The sequence below is a fragment of the Streptomyces sp. NPDC050287 genome (assembly GCF_044459385.1).
GTDB lineage: Bacteria > Actinomycetota > Actinomycetes > Streptomycetales > Streptomycetaceae > Streptomyces.
In genome coordinates this window covers 1-1,096 of the sequence record NZ_JBITIY010000047.1, presented here as the reverse complement: position 1 = coordinate 1,096, position 1,096 = coordinate 1, and the positions used below count along the sequence as shown (strand labels likewise).

The following is a 1,096-nucleotide window of genomic DNA, read 5'->3' as shown; positions in this document are numbered from 1 at the left end:
GGTTGGTCGAATCTGTGCGGCGACACGGCCTGATTCTGTGAGATGACGAAGGCCTCCGGTTGTGGAGTGGAGCTGTCGAGGAACCGCTCCGCCAACCAGGAGGCCTTCGTGTCTCACGCTAACGCTGCTCTGACTCCTCGTGCCCGTCTTCGCCTGGCGCGTCTGATTGTTGATGAGGGATGGCCGGTCGCTCGTGCGGCCGAGCGCTACGACGTGTCGTGGCCCACCGCCAGGCGATGGGCCGACCGTTATGCCGAATCAGGTCCGGCCGCGATGGCCGACCGGTCCTCACGGCCGCATCGCAGTCCCGCCCGGACCACTCAGCCGCAGGTCCGCAAGATCGTGCACCTGCGCTGGAAGCAGCGGCTGGGCCCGGTCCAGATCGCCGGACGGCTGGGCATGCCCGCCTCGACCGTCCACGCGGTCCTGACCCGGTGCCGGATCAACCGCCTGTCCCACATCGACCGCGCCACCGGCGAGCCGGTCCGCCGCTACGAGCACGACCGTCCCGGCGCCATGCTCCACATCGACGTCAAGAAGCTGGGTAACGTCCCCGACGGCGGCGGCTGGCGCTACGTCGGACGCGTCCAGGGCCGCAGGAACCGTGCCGCAACACCCGACAAGCCCCGCAACAAGTACCGCGGCCCGCTGCTGGGGACCGCGTTCGTCCACACCGTCGTCGACGACCACTCCCGCGTCGCCTACGCCGAGATCCGCGACGACGAGACGGCCGCCACCGCAGTCGACGTCCTGTGTCGTGCGGTGGCCTGGTTCGCCGCCCGCGGGGTGACAGTCGAGCGGGTCCTGACCGACAACGGCTCGGCCTACCGCTCCCGGCACTGGTCCCGGGCCTGCGACGAGCTCGCCATCACGCCGAAGAAGACCCGGCCCTACCGGCCCCAGACGAACGGCAAAGTCGAACGCTTCCACCGCACCCTCGCCGACGGCTGGGCCCTGGGACGTTTCTACTCCAGCGAATCAGCCCGCCGTAAAGCCCTGCCAGCCTGGCTCCATCACTACAATCACCACCGCCCCCACACCGCGACCGGCGGCAAACCGCCCATCACCAGGTTGACCAACCTGCCTGGGCAGTACA

At 69.3% G+C, this 1,096-nt stretch carries 1 protein-coding gene; it reads left to right on the top strand.

Features of this window, described 5'->3' with window-relative positions; all coding sequences use genetic code 11:
* Positions 1–108: 108 nt before the first annotated feature.
* The coding region (locus tag ACIBK3_RS46770; RefSeq protein WP_399374779.1) for an IS481 family transposase at positions 109–1,096 on the top strand (988 nt) is incomplete at its 3' end.